The sequence below is a fragment of the Ideonella sp. B508-1 genome (genome assembly GCF_000333615.1).
Lineage (GTDB): Bacteria > Pseudomonadota > Gammaproteobacteria > Burkholderiales > Burkholderiaceae_C > Ideonella.
The window spans coordinates 1-19,905 of record NZ_BADL01000280.1; the positions used below are offsets into that span (position 1 = coordinate 1).

The 19,905-nt window shown below is 67.0% G+C and carries 18 protein-coding genes; 2 read left to right on the plus strand and 16 right to left on the minus strand.

What is annotated here, in order from left to right:
* The first annotated feature begins 121 nt into the window (after window positions 1-121).
* On the plus strand, window positions 122-1,777 hold the full coding sequence (locus I73_RS11775; protein ID WP_022980796.1) for a hypothetical protein: 1,656 nt from the start codon (window positions 122-124) through the stop codon (window positions 1,775-1,777).
* Between the two features lie 27 nt (window positions 1,778-1,804).
* On the opposite strand, the gene phoR is transcribed toward I73_RS11775, so the two are convergent.
* The 11 genes from phoR to I73_RS11830 all read right to left on the minus strand — a co-directional run bounded on the left by phoR (window position 1,805) and on the right by I73_RS11830 (window position 13,661).
* Window positions 1,805-3,124 carry a phosphate regulon sensor histidine kinase PhoR gene (gene phoR / locus I73_RS11780; RefSeq protein WP_022980797.1) on the minus strand — a complete coding sequence of 440 codons (1,320 nt, stop codon included), beginning with the start codon at window positions 3,122-3,124 and terminating at the stop codon, window positions 1,805-1,807.
* A gap of 64 nt (window positions 3,125-3,188) precedes the next feature.
* Window positions 3,189-3,890: a phosphate regulon transcriptional regulator PhoB gene (gene phoB / locus I73_RS11785; protein WP_022980798.1), complete on the minus strand. Its 702-nt coding sequence runs from the start codon at window positions 3,888-3,890 to the stop codon at window positions 3,189-3,191.
* Between the two features lie 16 nt (window positions 3,891-3,906).
* Window positions 3,907-4,623: a phosphate signaling complex protein PhoU gene (gene phoU / locus I73_RS11790; RefSeq protein WP_022980799.1), complete on the minus strand. Its 717-nt coding sequence runs from the start codon at window positions 4,621-4,623 to the stop codon at window positions 3,907-3,909.
* Between the two features lie 35 nt (window positions 4,624-4,658).
* Window positions 4,659-5,444: a phosphate ABC transporter ATP-binding protein PstB gene (gene pstB / locus I73_RS11795; protein ID WP_022980800.1), complete on the minus strand. Its 786-nt coding sequence runs from the start codon at window positions 5,442-5,444 to the stop codon at window positions 4,659-4,661.
* A 19-nt stretch (window positions 5,445-5,463) separates the two neighbouring features.
* A complete protein-coding gene (gene pstA / locus I73_RS11800) occupies window positions 5,464-6,330 on the minus strand; it encodes a phosphate ABC transporter permease PstA (RefSeq protein WP_022980801.1) in 867 nt (288 codons plus the stop codon).
* Entirely contained in the window at window positions 6,327-7,304 is a 978-nt protein-coding gene (gene pstC, locus I73_RS11805; protein WP_051049184.1) for a phosphate ABC transporter permease PstC, read from the minus strand. Before pstC ends, pstA begins: the two co-directional genes overlap by 4 nt.
* Before the next feature lie 123 nt (window positions 7,305-7,427).
* Window positions 7,428-8,462, minus strand: a complete 1,035-nt coding sequence (gene pstS / locus I73_RS11810) for a phosphate ABC transporter substrate-binding protein PstS (protein ID WP_022980803.1) — start codon at window positions 8,460-8,462, stop codon at window positions 7,428-7,430.
* Window positions 8,463-8,627: 165 nt separating this feature from the next.
* Window positions 8,628-9,968, minus strand: a complete 1,341-nt coding sequence (glmM, locus tag I73_RS11815; protein WP_026096627.1) for a phosphoglucosamine mutase — start codon at window positions 9,966-9,968, stop codon at window positions 8,628-8,630.
* Between the two features lie 32 nt (window positions 9,969-10,000).
* Window positions 10,001-10,855: a dihydropteroate synthase gene (gene folP / locus I73_RS11820; protein ID WP_022980805.1), complete on the minus strand. Its 855-nt coding sequence runs from the start codon at window positions 10,853-10,855 to the stop codon at window positions 10,001-10,003.
* Between the two features lie 60 nt (window positions 10,856-10,915).
* Window positions 10,916-12,820 (minus strand): ATP-dependent zinc metalloprotease FtsH, encoded by a 1,905-nt coding sequence (gene ftsH / locus I73_RS11825; RefSeq protein WP_022980806.1) that lies wholly within the window; start codon window positions 12,818-12,820, stop codon window positions 10,916-10,918.
* A 166-nt stretch (window positions 12,821-12,986) separates the two neighbouring features.
* The gene (locus tag I73_RS11830; protein ID WP_022980807.1) at window positions 12,987-13,661 is read right to left on the minus strand and encodes an RlmE family RNA methyltransferase; all 675 of its coding nucleotides are present in this window, start codon (window positions 13,659-13,661) and stop codon (window positions 12,987-12,989) included.
* 20 nt (window positions 13,662-13,681) lie between these two features.
* Here I73_RS11830 and I73_RS11835 point away from each other — a divergent pair, with 20 nt between their 5' ends.
* Window positions 13,682-14,161 carry a YhbY family RNA-binding protein gene (locus tag I73_RS11835; protein ID WP_022980808.1) on the plus strand — a complete coding sequence of 160 codons (480 nt, stop codon included), beginning with the start codon at window positions 13,682-13,684 and terminating at the stop codon, window positions 14,159-14,161.
* A gap of 53 nt (window positions 14,162-14,214) precedes the next feature.
* Here the strand turns inward: I73_RS11835 and I73_RS11840 are convergent, their stop codons facing one another.
* The 5 genes from I73_RS11840 to I73_RS11860 all read right to left on the minus strand — a co-directional run.
* Window positions 14,215-14,658 (minus strand): DUF4149 domain-containing protein, encoded by a 444-nt coding sequence (locus tag I73_RS11840; protein ID WP_040500289.1) that lies wholly within the window; start codon window positions 14,656-14,658, stop codon window positions 14,215-14,217.
* A gap of 5 nt (window positions 14,659-14,663) precedes the next feature.
* Entirely contained in the window at window positions 14,664-15,140 is a 477-nt protein-coding gene (gene greA / locus I73_RS11845; protein ID WP_022980810.1) for a transcription elongation factor GreA, read from the minus strand.
* Window positions 15,141-15,273: 133 nt separating this feature from the next.
* Window positions 15,274-18,534 carry a carbamoyl-phosphate synthase large subunit gene (carB, locus tag I73_RS11850; protein WP_022980811.1) on the minus strand — a complete coding sequence of 1,087 codons (3,261 nt, stop codon included), beginning with the start codon at window positions 18,532-18,534 and terminating at the stop codon, window positions 15,274-15,276.
* Between the two features lie 23 nt (window positions 18,535-18,557).
* Window positions 18,558-19,187, minus strand: coding sequence for a leucine efflux protein LeuE (gene leuE / locus I73_RS11855; protein ID WP_022980812.1), 630 nt, complete (start codon window positions 19,185-19,187; stop codon window positions 18,558-18,560).
* Window positions 19,188-19,239: 52 nt separating this feature from the next.
* Window positions 19,240-19,905, minus strand: a 666-nt coding sequence (locus tag I73_RS11860; RefSeq protein WP_022980813.1) for a carbamoyl phosphate synthase small subunit, incomplete at its 5' end; no start/stop codon positions are given.

Here is a 19,905-nt window from a genome sequence, read left to right on the forward strand (position 1 = left end):
GCCGCGGGGCCGCACATGCTGCGGCCCTGTCGTGCGANCACGGACAAGAAGGCAGCCAATGGCTGCTTTTTTTTCGCCCGTCACCGCGTTGTGGCCAAGGCCTGTTTGGCATCATTGACCCGTGAACCTCCCGACCCCTGCCGTCGTTCCGCAGCGTGCCGTCGAGCGCCTGCCTCGCATCGCCCTGCTGCTGTTCTGCGCCGCCTATCTGCTGCCCGGCCTGTTCGGGCGGGATCCCTGGCGCAATGCCGATCTGACGGCCTACGGCTACATGTGGGGTCTGGCCCAGGGCCGCATGGACTGGTGGGCGCCCTCCCTGGGCGGCCTGCCCCCTGAGACCGCCCTGCTCCCCCACTGGCTGGGGGCCTGGTCGGTGCAGTGGCTGGGGCCCTGGATGGACCCCGCCCTGGCTGCGCGCCTGCCTTTCACACTGCTGCTGGCCCTGACCTTGGGGCTGATCTGGTACGCCACCTACCACCTGGCCCGCACCGATGCGGCCCAGCCGCTGCCCTTCGCCTTTGGCGGTGAGGCCGACCCGGTCGGCTATGCCCGCACGCTGGCCGACGGCGCCCTGCTGGCCACCCTGGCCACACTGGGACTGCTGCAACTGGGCCACGAGACCACGCCCGAGCTGATGCAGCTGAGTCTGGTGGCCCTGTTCACCTGGGCGCTGGCGGCCGGGCCCAGCGGCGCCTGGACGGCCCGCCTGGCCGTCGTCGTCGCCCTGCCGGCGCTGGCCCTGTCAGGCGCGCCCAGCATGTCGCTGTGCATCGGCCTGATCGCCGTGCTGATCAGCCCCCATTCTCGCTATCCCGCCATGCGGCGCATGGTGCCCTGGCTGGTGGCCGGCATCGTCCTCGGGCTGGCGGCGGCCACCGCCACGCACGCCTGGCATTGGCGCCTGGACGACCACCCCAGCGCCAGCACCTGGGCCGGCTTCGCCCGCCTGCTGCTGTGGTTCACCTGGCCCACCCTGCCGCTGTCGGTCTGGACCCTCTGGCGCTGGCGAGGTCACTGGACCCAGCGCCACATCAGCATCCCGCTGGGCAGCGTCCTGGTCGGGACAGCGGCCTCCGCGGCCATGGGCGGCTCGGACCGGGCCCTGCTGCTGGCGGTGCCGGGCCTGGCCATCCTGGCGGCATTCTCGCTGCCCACCCTGCAGCGGGGAGCCAGCGCGGCCATCGACTGGTTCTCGGTGTTCTTCTTCAGCCTGACCGCCCTGGTGGTCTGGATCATCTACAGCTCCATCCAGCTGAACCTGCCCCCCAAGCCACTGCAGCATCTGCAGCGCCTGGCCCCGGGCTTCGAGCCCTCGTTCTCGGCTGCGCATCTGGTGTTCGCCGCGGCAGGCACCCTGGCCTGGCTGTGGCTGGTGCGGTGGCGCACCAGCCGGCACCGGCACCCGCTGTGGAAGAGCCTGGTGCTGCCCGCCAGCGGTGTGGCCCTGACCTGGCTGCTCACCATGACCCTGCTGCTGCCCGTGGTGGACTACGCACGCAGCACCCGTCCGCTGGTGCAAAGCATCGCCCGCTTTGTCCCCGCAGGCGAATGCATCTGGGCCCCCGGGCTCAGCGCCACCCATCTGGCCGGGTTGGAGGTTTTCGGAGGCTACGGGGTCGACGCGGCACCGAAGCCGGCGCTGAACTGTCACTACCTGCTGGTCATGACCCGCAGTCCCAGCCTGTCCGCCACGCCCGCCGGCTGGACCGAGATGGCCCGGCTGCGGCGTCCGGTGGACGGCCACGAATACTTCACCCTGTACCGCGCGGCGCCTTGAACGGCGCCAGCCCCGGCCGGACCGGGCTCAGGGCGAGACCGGCTCGGCAGGCTCGACCGGTGTTGAGGCTTGCACGCGGGCCGCGGGCAGCACCAGCGTGAAGCAGGAGCCACGCCCCAGTTCGCTGGTGATGCGCAGCTCCCCGCCATGGCGCTGGGCCACATGCTTGACGATGGACAGCCCCAGGCCGGTGCCGCCAGTTTCACGCGAGCGACTGCCATCCACCCGGTAGAAGCGCTCGGCCAGGCGAGGCAAATGCTCAGGCGCGATGCCCGGCCCGCTGTCGTTCACGCGGATCTCCAGGCCACCATCCACCCGCGACACGGCGGACACGCGGATGACGCCGCCCTCCGGGGTGTAGCGGATGGCGTTGTTGACCAGGTTGCCGATGCCGCTCTGCAGTTCCACTTCGCTGCCGGCCAGACGCCAGTGTCCCCAGTCGAACTCCAGGGGATGCCGGCCGGCCGACAGGCCGCGGGCCTCGGCCTCGACGGCGGCGCCGACGCGGCTCAGCGGCCACCATTGGTCCACCGGAGGCCGCGGGCTGTCTTCCAGTCGCGCCAGCGCCAGCAGGTCACCGACCAGGGACTGCATGCGCTTGGTCTGCTGCGCCATCAGGCCCAGCACCCGCTGCCGCTCGACGTCGGTCAAGGGCAGTGAGGACATCGTTTCCACAAAGCCGGCCAGCACCGTCAAGGGGGTCCGGATCTCGTGCGAGACGTTGGCCACGAAATCACGGCGGGTCTTGTCCGCACGCTCACGGGCCGTCACGTCCTGGGTCAGCAACAGACGCTGGCCGTCGCCATAAGGCCGCACGACGATGGAGATCAGGCCCGTGCCCCCCGGCGCGGGGATCTGCACGGACTGCTCGTGGTTGCGGGCGTGCAGGTGGGCCACGAAGGCCGGCGCACGCACGAGGTTGGTGATGCGCTGACGCAGGTCCCGGTGGGCATCCAGTCCCAGATGATCGGCCGCCATCTGGTTGCACCACTCGATCTGCTCGCCGGCGTCGAGCATCAACACCCCGTTGGGCGAGGCCTCGATGCCGCTGAGAAACTGACGCAGCTGCTCCTGCTCGCGGCGGGTCTCCTTCTCGCGCTTGCGGATGACGCGCTCCGCGCGGGCGGCGAGTTCGCCCCAGAAACCGCCCATGACCGGCGCGTCCGCATCCTGGTGGCCGCTCAGCCAACGCAGCAGACGCAAGCCGCGCCAGCTGTCGATCAGGGTCGCCAGGGCGACTGCGACGCCGGCCCCGGCCGCGGCCCCCCAGGGGGCCCAACTCGAATCCGCCAGCAGCCAGGCACCCGCTGCTGCGGCCCCCATCACCGCCAGAACGGCCAAGAGCACTCTCGGTGCCAACCAGAACATGCCGTCTCTGCCTCTTGCCTCTGCTGCCCGTGCGCGGCCGCCCTCAGTGCGAGGACACCGCCACCTGCTGGGTCAGGCGATAGCCGGCACCCCGGACGGTCTCGATCATCTGGGCGCAGCGCGCCGGGGTCAGCGCCTCGCGCAGACGCTTGACGTGGACATCCACCGTGCGCTCCTCGATGAACACATGGTCGCCCCAGACGCGATCGAGCAGCTGGGCACGGCTGTGCACGCGCTCGGGGTGGGTCATCAGGAAGTGAAGCAGGCGGAACTCGGTCGGCCCCAGCTTCAGATCCACGCCGTTGCGACTGACCCGCCGGGTCGACGGATCCAGGCGCAGGCCGCCCACCTCCACCGCGGAGTCCAGGGCCTCGGGCACCCGACGGCGCAGCACCGCCCGGATGCGGGCCAGCAGCTCCTGGGTCGAGAAGGGCTTGGTCAGGTAGTCGTCGGCACCGGCATCCAGCCCCGCCACCTTGTCGCTCTCGTCCGCGCGGGCGGTGAGCATGATGATGGGCAGTTCCTTGGTGCGGGCCTCACCGCGCCAGCGGCGGGCCAGGGCCACACCGGACTGGCCCGGCAGCATCCAGTCCAGCAGCACCAGATCCGGCAGCACCGCGTCCACGGCCATCTGGGCCTGGTCGGCGTTCTCGGCCAGCGTCACTTCGAAGCCTGCGTGGCGCAGGTTGATGGCGATGAGTTCCGCGATCGCCGATTCGTCTTCAACCACCAGCACAGCGGGCATGTCGTTCCTTCCGGTCTCAGCTGCGGGTCAGGGCGACGGTCTCGACCGTTTCGACCGGGTTGTGGCGCACGTCGGTGCCCTTGACGATGTAGATGATCTGCTCGGCCAGGTTCTTGGCATGATCGCCCACGCGCTCGATGGCCTTGGCCACGAACACCAGGTCGATGCTGGCCGAGATGGTGCGCGGATCTTCCATCATGTAGGTGATGAGCTTGCGCATCATCCCCTCGAACTCCTGGTCGATCTGGTTGTCGTTCTTGATGACTTCCAGGGCCTGCACCGTGTCCAGGCGGGCGAAGGCGTCCAGGGCCTTGCGCAGCGAGGCCGTGGCCAGCGTGGCTTCGAAGGACACGTCCGACACCGGCAGGCGCAGGCGGCTGAAGACGCCGGTGTTGATCAGGCGCTGCACCGTGCGGGCGATGCGGGCGGCCTCGTCGCCCACGCGCTCGAGGTTGCCGATGGTCTTGGAGATGGCGATCAGCAGGCGCAGATCACGCGCGGTGGGCTGGCGGCGGGCGATGATGGCCGACAGGTCGGCATCGATCTCCACCTCCTGCTGGTTCACGCGCTCTTCCATCGACAGCACCTGGCTGGCGGTTTCGGCGCTGTAGTTGGTCAGGGCATAGATGGCCTGGGCCACCTGGGCTTCCACCAGGCCGCCCATTTCGAGCACGCGGGTGGAGACCGCGCTGAGCTCGGCGTCGAACTGGGTCGAGAGATGCTTGTCCGTCATGGTCGTGATCCTCTTGGGATTCCGCAGCGGGCCGGTCAGCCGAAGCGGCCGGTGATGTAGTCTTCCGTGTCCTTCTTCTTGGGCTTCATGAAGAGTTCACGGGTGGGGCCGAATTCGACCAGATCGCCCAGGTACATGTAGGCGGTGTAGTCGGACACGCGGGCGGCCTGCTGCATGTTGTGGGTGACGATCACCACGGTGTAGTCGCTCTTGAGCTCGGTGATGAGCTCCTCGACCTTGCCGGTGGAGATCGGGTCCAGCGCCGAGCAGGGTTCGTCCAGCAGCAGCACCTCGGGCTTGATGGCGATGCCGCGGGCAATGCACAGTCGCTGCTGCTGACCGCCGGACAGGCCCGAGCCGCTCTGGCCCAGCTTGTCCTTGACCTCGTTCCACAGCGCGGCCTTCTTCAGGGCCCATTCGACCCGCTCGTCCATTTCGACGCGCGAGAGGTTTTCGAAGAGTTTGACACCGAAGGCGATGTTGTCGTAGATCGACATCGGGAACGGTGTGGGCTTCTGGAAGACCATGCCGACCTTGGCGCGGATCAGCGAGACATCCAGCTTGCTGTCCAGCACGTTCTCGCCGTCCACCAGGATCTCGCCCTCGGCGCGCTGCTCGGGGTAGAGCTCGAACATGCGGTTGAAGGTGCGCAGCAGGGTGGACTTGCCGCAGCCCGACGGGCCGATGAAGGCAGTGGCCTTCTTCTCGGGAATGTCGAGATTGATGTGCTTGAGCGCGTGGAAGCTGCCGTAGTAGAAGTTCAGGTCCCGCACCGAGATCTTGGCCTTCTCGGTCACGCTGGTATCGACTTTTGCGTCCATGACGTCTGCCTGTGTGGGATTACTGTTGTTTGCGGAAGAAGACCCGCGCGATGATGTTGAGCGCCAGAACGCCCATCGTGATCAGGAAGACGCCGGCCCAGGCCAGCTTCTGCCAGTTCTCGTAGGGGCTCATGGCGAACTTGAAGATGGTCACCGGCAGGCTGGCCATCGGCTGGCCCAGGTTGGAGGTCCAGAACTGGTTGGACAGCGCGGTGAAGAGCAGCGGTGCGGTCTCGCCCGAGATGCGGGCCAGGGCCAGCAGCACGCCGGTCACGACACCGGAACGCGCCGAGCGCAACGTGACCGACAGGATCACCTTCCACTTGGGCGTGCCCAGGGCGTAGGCCGACTCACGCAGCGCATGCGGCACCAGGCTCAGCATGTTTTCCGTCGTGCGGATGACCACCGGGATGACGATCAGCGCCAGGGCGATCACGCCGGCCCAGCCGGAGAAGGTCTTCATCGGCGCCACGGCCACCGCGTAGACGAACAGGCCGATCACGATGGACGGGGCCGACAGCAGGATGTCGTTGATGAACTGGGTGATGCGACCCAGCCAGGCGTTCTTGCCGTATTCGGCCAGGTAGATGCCGGCCATCATGCCGATGGGTGTGCCGATCAGGGTGGCCAGTGTCACCATCATCAGCGAGCCGTAGATGGCGTTGGCCAAGCCCCCCACCTCGGCCTGAGGCGGCGGGGTCATCTCGGTGAAGACCGTCAGGGTCAGACCGCCCACGCCCAGGCGGAAGGTCTCCCAGAGGATCCACAGCAGCCAGAACACGCCGAAGGCCATGGCCCCCAGCGAGAGCGTCAGCGCCACGGCGTTGACGCGCTTGCGGCGGTTGTGCAGGCGCATGCGGCCTGCGTCGAGTGCAGCCAGACTCACGAGCGGCTCCCTTCATTCTTCTTGAGGCGCATCAGCAGCAGCTTGGACAGGGCCAGCACCACGAAGGTGATGAAGAACAGCACCAGGCCGAGGTAGATCAGCGAAGCCTGGTGCAGGCCTTCGCCAGCCTCGGCGAATTCGTTGGCCAACGCGGAGGTGATGCTGTTGCCCGGCTCGAACAGCGAGATCGAGGACAGCTGGTTCATGTTGCCGATCACGAAGGTGACGGCCATGGTCTCGCCCAGCGCCCGGCCCAGGCCCAGCATGATGCCGCCGATGACGCCGGTCTTGGTGTAGGGCAGCACCACCTTGGACACCACTTCCCAGGTGGTCGACCCCAGGCCATAGGCCGATTCCTTGAGCATGGGCGGCGTCACCTCGAACACGTCCCGCATCACCGAGGCGATGAAGGGGATGATCATGATCGCCAGGATGATGCCGGCCGACAGCATGCCCAGGCCCACGGGCGGGCCGGAAAACAGCGTGCCCAGAACCGGCACACTGCCGAAGACATTCTGCAGCGGTTGCTGCACCCAGGTGGCCAGCAGCGGGCCGAAGACCAGCAGACCCCACATGCCGTAGACGATGGACGGCACGGCGGCGAGCAACTCGACGGCGACACCCAGCGGGCGCTTGAGCCACTGGGGGGAGAGTTCGGTCAGGAACAGGGCGATGCCGAAGCTCACCGGCACCGCGATCAGCAGCGCGATGAACGAGGTCATCAGCGTGCCGTAGATCATCACCAGGCCACCGTACTGGTCCCCGACCGGGTCCCATTCGGAGCGCCAGAGGAAGGACAGGCCATATTCGCGGATGGCGGGCATGGCGCCGGCCACCAGTGACAACAAGATGCCCAGCAGCAGGGCCAGGGTCAGCCAGGCCGCGCCCAGCGCCGCCATCGCAAACAGGCGATCCGCCCAAGGCACGCGGACACGCCGCGGCGCCGGCTTACCGGCAGGAGAAGTCTTTGCCATCACACCGTCATTGGAGAGGGGGTTGGCAGGCATCGTAGCAGTCACGTTCAAAGCTCCGTGGTTGCGCGCAAGCGCCGGACTGCCCGGAGGACAGCCGGCACTTGCTGGCAGGGGCGGCCCTGATTACTTGACGGTCACCGTCTTGCCGGCGCCGTCCTTGATGTTGGCCCATTCCTTGTGGATCAGGCCCTTCACGGAGTCAGGCATCGGCACGTAGTCCAGATCGGCGGCCATCTTGTCGCCATTGGCGTAGGACCAGTCGAAGAACTTCAGTGCGGCGGCGGCCTGCTCGGGCTTGCCCTGCACCTTGTGCATCAGGATGAAGGTGGCGCCAGAGATGGGCCACGATTCCTTGCCCGGCTGCTCGGTCAGCACCTGGTAGAAGGACTTGTCCCAGGCAGCGCCGGCGGCGGCGGCCTTGAAGGTCATGTCGTCGGGCTGAACGTACTGGCCATCCTTGTTCTTCAGGGCGGCGTGGGTCATCTTGTTCTGCTTGGCGTAGGCGTACTCGACGTAGCCGATCGAGTTCTGCAGACGCAGCACGTAGGAGGACACGCCTTCGTTGCCCTTGCCACCCACGCCAGCCGGCCAGTTCACGGCGGTGCCGTCACCGACCTTTTCCTTCCACTCCGGGCTGACCTTGGACAGGTAGTTGGTGAACAGGAAGCTGGTGCCCGAGCCATCGGCACGGTGGACCACGGCGATCTGGGCATCCGGCAGCTTCACGCCGGCGTTCAAGCTGGCGATGGCGGGGTCGTTCCACTTGGTGACCTTGCCCAGGTAGATTTCAGCCAGCACCGAACCGGTCAGCTTCAGTTGACCCGGCTTCAGGCCGGCAATGTTCACCACGGGCACCACGCCGCCCATCACGGTGGGGAACTGCAGCAGGCCATCCTTGGCCAGCTCTTCGTCCTTCAGCGGCATGTCCGACGCGCCGAAGTCAACGGTCTTCGCCTTGATCTGCTTGATACCAGCACCCGAACCCACCGATTGGTAGTTGATGCGTGCACCGGTGGCCTTGTTGTAGGCATCGGCCCACTTGGCGTACACCGGAGCGGGGAAGGAAGCACCGGCGCCAGTCACATCCTGGGCCGAGGCGGCCGTGGCCAGCACCAGCGCAGCACCCGCCAGGGTGAAGCGAACGAAAGAAGAAACCATGAGACAAACCTTTCGTCAGTGAAACCGGAGGCATCTCCGGCCATGCGTGCACTGTAGAAAGGCTTTGTGACATGTTCGTGACGCGTGACAGTCGAGTCCGCGACGCCACAAAGCTGTCACAAAAGTGTCAAATAATGGGAAATCTTCTTCAAAAACAAAGGCTTGTCACTCGCCGCGGGCAGCGGCCGCCAGCGCCTCCGCCGCACGCCGTGCCTGTGACGCGTCCCGGGCCTCGACCATGACACGCAGCACCGGCTCGGTCCCGGAAGCCCGGATCAGCACCCGTCCCTGCCGGCCGAGTTCAGCGGTGACCTGCTGGGTGAGCTCGGCCAGGTGGGTGTTTTGCCGCCAGTCCGCACCCTCCTTGAGTCGGACATTGATCATCACCTGAGGGTAAAGCTTCACCGTGTCCAGCAAGGCCTGCAGGCTCTGCCCACTGTGTTGCACGGCCTGCAGCACCTGCAGGGCGCTGACGATACCGTCACCCGTGCTGTGCCGGTCCAGCGCCAGCAGATGGCCGGAACTCTCTCCACCCAGCAACCAGTGGCGGGCGGCCAGTTCCTCAAGCACGTAGCGGTCCCCCACCTTGGCGCGGACCAACTCAATGCCCTGCTCGGCCAGTGCGACCTCCACCGCCATGTTGGTCATCAGCGTGCCGACCACACCCGGCACAGCCTCGCCCTGGCGCTTGCGGTCCATGGCCATCACATAGAGCAGTTCGTCGCCGTTGTAGAGCCGGCCCGCGTGGTCCACCAGCTGCAGGCGGTCCGCATCGCCATCCAGGGCCACACCGTAATCGGCCCCCTGCTCCTTGACCGCGGCCACCAGGGCCGCCGGGGATGTGGCACCGACGCCGGCGTTGATGTTCATGCCATTGGGGGCCACGCCGATCGAGGTCACTTCGCCGCCCAGCTCGTGGAACACCGCCGGTGCCACCTGGTAAGCCGCCCCATGGGCCGCATCAACCACGAACTTCAGCCCCTTGAGGCTGAGCTCCCCGCTGACCGTGCTCTTGCAGAACTCGACATAGCGCCCCTGCGCATCGTCCAGTCGCCGGGCACGGCCCAGGCGCGCTGAATCCACCCAGGCCGGTGGCTCGTCCAGCGCCCGCTCCACCGCCTCTTCCCAGGCGTCGGGGAGCTTTTCCCCCTTGGCGCTGAAGAACTTGATGCCGTTGTCCGGGAAGGCATTGTGCGAGGCACTGATCACCACCCCCAGGTCCAAGCGCAGCGCCCGGGTCAGGTAAGCCACGCCCGGCGTGGGCAGCGGCCCGGTCAGCAGCACGTTCACCCCGGCCGAGGCAAAGCCCGCCTCCAGGGCCGACTCCAGCATGTAGCCCGAGATCCGGGTGTCCTTGCCGATCAGCACGGTGGGGCGTCGTCCGCTGGCCGCACGCTGCAGCACCTGCCCCACCGCGTGGCCCAGACGGAGTGCGAAGTCCGGAGTGATCGGGAACTGGCCCACGGTGCCGCGGATGCCATCGGTGCCGAAATACTGTCGTGCCATGTCGAATGCTTGGTTGTCGTTGTTCGGATCGCTCAATGAGAGTGCGCTGCGTCGGGACTGTCCGCGAGGCCGGCGGCCTGCCACACCTTGAGCGCGTCGACCGTGGCCGCCACGTCATGCACCCGCACGACGCGCGCGCCCAGGGTCACGGCGGCCAGTGCCGCCGCCACACTGGCGGCCAGACGCTGGTCCACCGGCTTACCAGTCAGCTGCCCCAGGGTGCGCTTGCGCGACCAGCCCACCAGCAGCGGTCGCCCCAGCGCCAGCAGACGCCGCTGCTGGCGCAGCAGGGTCAGGTTGTGCTCGTCGCTCTTGCCAAACCCGTAACCCGGATCCAGCACCACCCGCTCGGCCACCACCCCCGCGTTCACCAGGGCGGCCAGCCGACCCGCCAGGTCGGCCTGCACCTCGGCGGTGACGTCGGCATAGTGGGGGGCCTGCTGCATGGTGGCCGGCTCGCCCTGGCGGTGCATCAAACAGACACCCGCCAGAGGCGACTGCTGCAGCACCGCCATGGCCCCCGGCCGGTCCAGCGAGCGCACGTCGTTGATGATGTCGGCTCCCGCGGCCAGCACCTCGGCCATCACCTCGGGCTGGCTGGTGTCTACGGAGACGGGCACGCCCAGCAGCACCGCATGGCGCACCACCGGCAGCACCCGGCCCAGTTCCTCCCGCCAGTCCGGCGCCACCGATCCCGGACGGGTCGACTCCCCGCCGATGTCGAGGATGTCCACACCTTCGCCGACCAAGACATCGCAGCGCCTGCAGGCGTCCTCGGGACGGAAGAACTGCCCGCCGTCGGAGAAGGAATCCGGGGTGGCGTTGACGATGCCCATCACATGGGGACGGCTCAGGTCGATGCTGAAACGGGCGGTCTGCCAGAACATGACGGTGCAGAAACAGGCAACGGGGCCCGCGGGCCCCGTTGGTGGTGGAGGGATTCAGCCTCAGGCCGCGGCAGGCGCGCCATCGGTGTTGACCGGCGGCGTCGGGCCGCTGCCCGTCTTGTTGCTGCTCGAGGTCCAGTCCTTGGGCGGGCGCGGCGGCTTGCCGGACATGATGTCCTCGATCTGCTCGGCGTCGATGGTCTCCCAGTCCAACAAGGCCTTGGCCATCGCGTGCATCTTGTCCTGGTTGTCCTCGATCAGCTTGCGGGCGGTGGCGTACTGCTCGTCGATGATGCGGCGAATCACGGAATCCACCTTGCGCATGGTCTCTTCGGACATGCTGGTGGTCTTGGTCACCGAACGGCCCAGGAAGACCTCGCCCTCGTTCTCGGCGTAGACCATGGGGCCCAGCTCGTCGGTCATGCCGTAGCGGGTCACCATGTCGCGGGCGATCTGGGTGGCCCGCTCGAAGTCGTTGCTGGCGCCGGTGGTCATCTGGTTCATGAAGACCTCCTCGGCGATCCGGCCACCGAACAGCACCGAGATGGTCGAGAGCATGCGCTCCTTGTCCATGCTGTAGCGGTCGCCTTCGGGCAGCTGCATCGTCACACCCAGGGCGCGGCCACGGGGAATGACGGTGACCTTGTGCACCGGGTCGGTCTTGGGCAGCAGGCGCGCCACCAAGGCGTGACCAGCCTCGTGGTAGGCGGTGTTGCGGCGCTCGTCCTCGGGCATGACCATGGACTTGCGCTCCGGGCCCATCATGATCTTGTCCTTGGCCTTCTCGAAGTCGACCATCTCGACCACACGGCCATTGCGGCGGGCGGCGAACAGGGCGGCTTCGTTGACCAGGTTGGCCAGATCGGCGCCAGAGAAGCCCGGCGTGCCACGGGCCAGGATGTCGGCCCGGATGTCCTGGCCGACCGGCACCTTGCGCATGTGCACGTTGAGGATCTGCTCGCGGCCCCGCACGTCCGGCAGGGTCACATAGACCTGACGGTCGAAGCGGCCCGGACGCAGCAGCGCAGGATCGAGGATGTCCGGCCGGTTGGTGGCCGCCATCACGATCACGCCCAGGTTGGTCTCGAAGCCGTCCATCTCGACCAGCATCTGGTTGAGGGTCTGCTCGCGCTCGTCGTTGCCGCCGCCCAGACCGGCACCACGGTGGCGGCCCACGGCGTCGATTTCGTCGACGAAGATGATGCAGGGAGCGCTCTTCTTGGCCTGCTCGAACATGTCGCGCACGCGGGCCGCGCCCACGCCGACGAACATTTCCACGAAGTCGGAGCCCGAGATGCTGAAGAACGGCACCTTGGCCTCACCAGCGATGGCCTTGGCCAGCAGTGTCTTGCCGGTGCCCGGAGGGCCCACCAGCAGCACGCCACGCGGGATGCGGCCACCCAGCTTCTGGAACTTCTGCGGGTCCTTCAGGAAGTCGACCAGTTCCTTGACCTCTTCCTTGGCCTCGTCGCAGCCGGCCACGTCGGCGAAGGTGGTGGAGTTGTTCGCCTCGTCCAGCATGCGGGCCTTGGACTTGCCGAAGCTGAAGGCCCCGCCCTTGCCACCGCCCTGCATCTGGCGCATGAAGTAGATCCAGACGCCGATCAGCAGCAGCATCGGGCCCCAGGAGACCAGCAGGCTGGTCAGCAGCGAGGGCTCTTCACGGGGGCGCACATCAAACTTGACGCCGTTGTTGATCAGGTCACCGGTCAGGCCGCGGTCCAGCAGCGTGCCGGTGGTGCGGATCTTGTTGCCGTCGGTGGTGACGGCGGTGATGTCGATGCTGCCCATCCCATCCTGGATGGTCACGCTCTTGATGTTCTTGTCACGGACTTCCTGCAGGAATTCCGAGTAGCCGACCTGCTGCCCCTGCACGGAGGCGCGGTCGAACTGCTTGAACACGGTGAAAAGCACCAGAGCGATCACCAACCAGACGGCGATCTTGGAAATCCATTGATTGTTCACCGCGGCTCCTTCAGAAAATCCATTGCACGCTGCCGCCCGTCATGTCGTCCGGCACGGTTCTCTCACCGTAGATGGGGCCGATTCTAGTCCGTTCAAGAGGCGCACCCTCTTGACCAAGGGGCATCCTCCGTGCTTATTCGACAGAGCAAATTCCCCAAATGCCCATTCAGCTGCGTTTCAGACCCAGGCCCACCAGAAAGGTTTCTGCCGATTTGTCCCGCGAAGACTTGGGCTTGTGCGCCTTGACCACACGGAAGGTCTGCTTGAACAGCTGAACCAGGGGATCGTAACCGCCCCCATGAAACACCTTCGCCACCAGGGCCCCTTCCGGGCGCAGATGCTCGCGGGCGAAATCGACCGCCAGTTCCACCAAATGCTCGATGCGTGCCGCGTCGGCACTGGCGATCCCGGACAGGTTGGGGGCCATGTCGGACACCACCAGATCGACCGGGCGCCCGGCCAGCGTGGCCTCCAACTGCTGCAGCACGGCGTCCTCGCGGAAATCCCCCTGGATGAAGGTCACACCCTCGATCGGCTCGAAATCCAGCAGATCCAGCGCGATGATGGTGCCGTCCAGTTCCCCCACGGCGGCGCCACCGACACCGGCCTGCTTGGGCGCGAAGCGGCGGCGCAGGTACTGACTCCAGGCCCCGGGCGCAGCGCCCAGATCGACCACCACCTGGCCCGGGCGCACCAGATGGAAGGTCTCATCCAGCTCCTTGAGCTTGTAGGCCGCCCGCGCCCGGAACCCCTCCTTCTGCGCCAGGCGCACATAGGGATCCGTGACATGGTCATGCAGCCAGGCCTTGTTGACCTTCTTGCTCTTGGTTTGTGTCTTCATGTTGAAGGGATAATACGAGGATGCCTGCGATTCAACTGACGCCCGCGGACCGCAAGGAAAAGCGCGGCGAAGCCCATCACCTCGACCCGGTCGTCATGATCGGTGCCGACGGACTCACCCCTGCCATCGTCAAGGAAACCGATGCCGCCCTGAAGGCCCACGGCCTGATCAAGGTGCGGGTCTTTTCCGACGATCGCACGGCCCGCGAAGCCATGCTGACCCAGTTGGCCGAGGAACTCAATGCCGCCCCTGTGCAGCACATCGGCAAACTGCTGGTGCTGTGGCGGCCCCTGCCGGTCAAGCAGGCCGCCGAGCGCGAGGACCGCAAGCCCGGGCCCCGCACCGTCAAGCTGGTGAGCTTCCCGAAGAACGGCACCGGCCGGCCGACCATCAAGAAGGTCCAGGTGTTCGGCAACGAACGCGTGACCGCCGGGGGCAGCATCAAGCGGGTGAAGAAGCGCACCGTCAGCAGCAAAAAGCGCGCACAAAGCCAGGACTGAGCTCTGGATTGAGAACCGTGAGGGGCCTGTCGGCCCCTTTTTCACGCCTGGATTCAGGGCCGGGAAGCCGCCGGTCCGGCCCGCCAGGCCAGGAGCAGCACCAGCAGGATCTTCACGCTGAACAGGCCGAAGCTCAGCCCGTGCAACTGGCCGAAGCTCATCGCGCCCTGCCCCTGCCGGGCCAGTTCCATCATCGGATGCAGCACGTAATAGCCCAGCACCGTGCAGGCCACCGTGCCCAGCGCCAGCCCCATGTCCAGGCTGAACTGGCTGCCCAGACCGCGCACCGCCCGGGCCAGGGCGCTGCGGCGGGCGGCCAGCAGCAGCACCATGCCCAGCAGCAGGCTCAGCGGCGCCTCACGGGCGAAGATGTGCCCCACCACCTGACCGGCGGCCGCCTTGTCCAGCACGGCAAAGGGCGCCGGTGTGGCCAGCCCGGCCACGCACAGCAGCACACCCGCCCACAGGGCAGGCAGCAGGGCCAGGATGCGGGCCACCGGCGTCACAGGTAGCGGACCCCGACGATCTCGTAATGGCGCACGCCGCCCGGGGCATGCACCTCGGCGACGTCGCCGGCTTCCTTGCCGATCAGGGCGCGGGCGATGGGCGAGCTGATCGAGATCAGGCCGAGCTTCAGGTCGGCCTCGTCGTCACCGACGATCTGGTAGGTGACGGCGGCGCCGGAGTCCTCGTCCTCCAGGTCCACGGTCGAGCCGAACACCACGCGCCCGCCCGCGTCCAGCGACGAGGGGTCGATGACCTGGGCGGCCGCCAGCTTGCCCTCGATCTCGAGGATGCGGCCTTCGATGAAGCCTTGCTTGTCCTTGGCAGCTTCGTACTCGGCGTTTTCAGACAGGTCGCCCTGGGCACGGGCTTCGGCAATGGCCTGGATCACGGCCTGGCGCTCGACGGTCTTGAGCCGCTGAAGCTCTTCCTTGAGCTTCTCCGCGCCGCGCTTGGTCAGGGGAATGGTAGCCATCCTGGCACTCCTTGGCAGACAAAACGAATCCGCCGCGGCGCGGGCCGGAGGGCGACGCGCGGGCGGCGGATTGCTGAGGGGAAATTCTAGACCACAACCCGCCCGGATCCGGGCGGGTTTGCCGCATGCCGGATCAGACCAGCTTGGCGTGCAACTCCTGCAGCGACAGCACCTGCAGGTCGCTGCCGTGCTTCAGGGCCTCGGTGGCGGCCTCACAGCCGGCCATGGTGGTGTAGTAGGTCACCCGGTTGGCCAGCGCCGCGGTACGGATGTAGCGGGAATCCGCGATCGCGGTGCGGGTTTCGTCCACGGTGGTGAACACCAGCTGGATCTCGCCGGCCTTGATCATGTCGGCAATGTGCGGCCGGCCGTCCTTGACCTTGTTGACCACCTTGACCGGCACCCCGGCCGCGGCGATGGCTGCGGCCGTGCCCTTGGTCGCCACCACGTTGAAGCCCAGGTCGACCAATTCGCTGGCGATCTTCACCGCCCGGTCCTTGTCGTTGTTCTTCACCGTGATCACCACGGTGCCCTTGCTGGGCAGGCGGCTGCCGGCACCCAGCTGGCTCTTGAGCATGGCTTCACCGAAGGTGTAGGCCACGCCCATCACCTCGCCGGTGGAGCGCATTTCAGGGCCGAGGATGGGGTCCACGCCCGGGAACTTGTTGAAGGGGAAGACGGCTTCCTTGACGCTGAAGTACGGCGGCACCACCTCGCGCGGCGGCTCGCCGTTCAGGCCCTTCTGGTCCTGCAGCTTCTGGCCGGCCATGCAGCGCGCGGCGATCTTGGCCAGCTGCTGGCCGGTGGCCTTGGAGACGAAGGGCACCGTGCGCGAAGCGCGCGGATTCACTTCCAGCACGTAGACCACGGCCTCGCCGCTGTTCACGTCGCCCTGGATGGCGAACTGCACGTTCATCAGGCCGATCACCTTCAGGGCCTTGGCCATCGCGGCGGTCTGGCGGCGCAGTTCGTCCTGCAGGCTGGCCGGCAGGGAGTACGGGGGCAGCGAGCAGGCCGAGTCACCCGAGTGGACGCCCGCCTGTTCGATGTGCTCCATGATGCCGCCGATCATGACGGACTCGCCGTCGGAGATGCAGTCGACATCGACCTCGATCGCGTCGTCCAGGAAGCGGTCCAGCAGCACGGGGGACTTTTCGGACACCCGCACGGCCTCGCGCATGTAGCGCTCCAGGTCCTTGTCGCCATGGACGATTTCCATCGCCCGGCCGCCCAACACGTAGGAGGGACGCACCACCAGCGGGTAGCCGATCTCCTTGGCCAGCAGCAGCGCGGCCTCTTCGGTGCGCGCGGTGCGGTTGGGCGGCTGCTTCAGGCCCAGGGTGTGCAGCAGCTGCTGGAAGCGCTCGCGGTCTTCGGCCACGTCGATGGAATCGGGAGAGGTGCCGATGATGGGCACACCGGCGCGCTCCAGGTCCAGCGCCAGCTTCAGCGGGGTCTGGCCGCCGTACTGCACGATCACACCGGTGGGCTGCTCCTTGTCGACGATCTCCAGCACGTCTTCCAGCGTCACCGGCTCGAAGTACAGGCGGTCGGAGGTGTCGTAGTCGGTCGAGACGGTTTCCGGGTTGCAGTTGACCATGATGGTCTCGTACCCGTCCTCGCGCATCGCCAGCGCCGCGTGCACGCAGCAGTAGTCGAACTCGATGCCCTGGCCGATCCGGTTCGGGCCACCGCCCAGCACCATGATCTTCTTTTGGGTCGTGGGGTTGGCCTCGCACTCCTCATCGTAGGTGGAGTACATGTAGGCCGTCTGCGTGGCGAACTCGCCGGCGCAGGTGTCCACCCGCTTGTAGACCGGGCGCACGCCCAGCGCATGGCGCTTGGCCCGCACCTCGTGCTGGTGCGTGCCCAGCAGCTTGGCCAGGCGCTTGTCGGAGAAGCCCTTCTTCTTCAGGAAGAACATCTCGTCGCGGCTCAGGCTGTCCAGCACACGGCCGTCCAGGGCCTTCTCGGCCTGGATGATCTGCTCGATCTGGGCCAGGAACCACGGGTCGATCGCGGTCTCTTCGTGGATCTCGTCCAGGGTCATGCCCAGGCCGGAGGCGTCACCCACGAACAGGATGCGCTCGGGGCCGGGCTCGCCGATCTCCTCGACGATCTCCTCGCGGTCGGTGGAACGCTCGGTCAGGCCGTCGATGCCGGTCTCCAGACCGCGCAGCGCCTTCTGGAACGATTCCTGGAAGGTGCGGCCCATGGCCATCACCTCGCCCACCGACTTCATCTGGGTGGTCAGATGGGGATCGGCCGCCGGGAACTTCTCGAAGGCGAAACGCGGGATCTTGGTGACCACGTAGTCGATCGAGGGCTCGAACGAAGCCGGGGTGATGCCACCGGTGATGTCGTTCTTCAGCTCGTCCAGGGTGTAGCCCACCGCCAGCTTGGCGGCGATCTTGGCGATCGGGAAACCGGTGGCCTTGGAGGCCAGGGCCGAAGAACGCGACACGCGCGGGTTCATCTCGATCACGATCATCCGGCCGTTGCTCGGATTGATCGAGAACTGCACGTTGGAGCCGCCGGTGTCCACGCCGATCTCGCGCAGGATGGCGATCGAGGCGTTGCGCAGCAGCTGGTATTCCTTGTCGGTCAGCGTCTGGGCCGGCGCCACGGTGATGGAGTCACCGGTGTGCACGCCCATCGGGTCCAGGTTCTCGATGGAGCAGACGATGATGCAGTTGTCCGCCTTGTCGCGGACGACCTCCATCTCGTACTCCTTCCAGCCGATCAGCGATTCCTCGATGAGCAGCTCGTTGGTGGGCGAGAGGTCGATGCCGCGCTTGCAGATCTCCTCGAACTCTTCCGGGTTGTAAGCGATGCCACCGCCGGTGCCGCCCAGCGTGAAGCTGGGGCGGATCACCATCGGGAAGCCGGTGCCGCCGACCTCGGCCTGGATGCGCTTCTGCACCGCCCAGGCCTCTTCCAGGGTGTGCGCAATGCCCGACTTGGCCGAATCCAGGCCGATCTTGGTCATCGCGTTCTTGAACTTCTGGCGGTCCTCGGCCTTCTCGATGGCGTGCTCATTGGCACCGATCATCTCGACCTTGTACTTGTCCAGCACGCCATGCTTGTGCAGGTCCAGCGCGCAGTTCAGCGCCGTCTGGCCGCCCATGGTCGGCAGGATGGCGTCGGGCCGCTCCTTGGCGATGATCTTCTCGACCACCTGCCAGGTGATGGGCTCGATGTAGGTGACGTCGGCCGTGGCCGGGTCGGTCATGATGGTCGCCGGGTTGCTGTTGACCAGGATGACCTTGTAGCCCTCCTCACGCAGGGCCTTGCAGGCCTGGGCGCCCGAGTAGTCGAACTCGCAGGCCTGGCCGATGATGATCGGGCCGGCGCCGATGATGAGGATGCTCTTGAGATCTGTACGTTTTGGCATGGCTTGTCAGGTCGGGTCGGGCCTCAACCGAGGCTGGCCGTGGCGAGCTTGGCGCCAAAGCCGAGGAACAGGGTGCCCACGCTGCCGCGGGTGAGGCTGGCGACGCGGCGATGCGAACGGAAGGCTGCCGCCAGGCGGGCACCGACCAGGATGAGCGCCGTCAGGTAGAGGACGCTGAAGAATTGCAGGATCACGCCCAGCGCCAGGAAGGTCAGCGCCTGGTGCGGGTACGCGGGATCGACGAACTGCAGGAAGAAGGACAGGTAGAACAGGATGGCCTTCGGATTGAGCAGGCTGATGACCAGGGCGCGGCTGAAGGGGTGATCCGGCTGATCGGCTTCGTCCGCCGCTTCCGCCTTCGGTCGCAGCGCGGAAACCAGCAACTGCAGCCCGATCCAGCACAGGTAGGCGGCCCCGACCGACTTGATGACCCAGAACAGGGCCGGCGCCGCCTTCAGCAAGGTGGCGGCCCCGGCAATGGTCATGCCCATCAGCACCCAATCCCCCAGGAACACGCCCGCCGCGCCGGCCGCCCCCGCGCGCACGCCGCGCCGGGTGGCCACGGACAGCACGTAGAGCGAATTCGGCCCCGGCAGCAGCACGATGAAGATCACGCCGAGCACGTAGGTCAGGGGGTCGGTGATGCCGAACATGGTCGTCTGTCCTGGCGCCCCGGGCCGCATGGCGGCCGGCAGCGCCCTCTCCTTAGGCGGTCTTCTGCTCCATCAGGCCGATGAAGCGATCGAACAGGTAGCCGATGTCATGCGGTCCGGGCGAGGCTTCCGGATGGCCCTGGAAGCAGAACGCCGGCTTGTCGGTGCGGGCCAGGCCCTGCAGCGTGCCGTCGAACAGGCTCACATGGGTGGGGCGCAGGTTGGACGGCAGCGAGTCGGCGTCCACGGCAAAGCCGTGGTTCTGGCTGGTGATCGACACGCGGCCGCTGTCCAGGTCCTTGACCGGGTGGTTGGCGCCGTGGTGGCCGAACTTCATCTTGAAGGTCTTGGCCCCGGAGGCCAGGGCCATGATCTGGTGCCCCAGGCAGATGCCGAAGGTGGGCACGCCAGAGTCGATCAGTTCGCGGGCCGCGGCGATGGCGTAGTCGCAGGGCTCCGGATCGCCGGGGCCGTTGGACAGGAAGACGCCGTCAGGCTGGTGCTTGAGCACCTCGGCGGCCGGCGTCTGGGCCGGCACCACGGTGACGCGGCAACCGCGCTCGGCCAGCATGCGCAGGATGTTGCGCTTGACGCCGAAGTCGTAGGCCACCACATGGAAGCGCGGCTGTGTCTGGGTGCCGTAGCCGGGCTTGCCGTCCTCGCCCACCAGACGCCATTCGGTCTCGGTCCACTCGAAAGGCGCGGTGGCGGTGACGAC